Annotated in this window: 1 protein-coding gene; it reads left to right on the forward strand. The window is 40.7% G+C overall.

Features of this window, described 5'->3' with window-relative positions; all coding sequences use genetic code 11:
- A partial coding sequence (locus tag SB751_RS31750) for an aminotransferase class I/II-fold pyridoxal phosphate-dependent enzyme (protein ID WP_410749238.1) occupies positions 1-263 on the forward strand: 263 nt, incomplete at both ends.

Genomic DNA, 263 nt, shown 5'->3' on the forward strand with positions numbered 1-263 from the left:
TGGGCTATAACAATGCCATGCTGTTTAATTCGGGATTTAGTGCTAATAGCAGTGTTATAAAAGCGCTATTTCAAGATAAAGCCATTGCTCAGCAAAGTGCGATTTTTCAGGATAAACTTAATCATGCGAGCTTAATCGACGGCGCATTGCATGCAAACGCAGCACTTGTGCGCTTTAACCATAACAACATGAATCATTTACGTTCACGGCTCGAAAAGTCCAATGCTAAGTATAAATTGATCGTGAGTGAGGGTGTATTCTCG

Source organism: Cupriavidus sp. SIMBA_020 (assembly GCF_046535395.1).
GTDB classification, from domain to species: domain Bacteria; phylum Pseudomonadota; class Gammaproteobacteria; order Burkholderiales; family Burkholderiaceae; genus Cupriavidus; species Cupriavidus campinensis.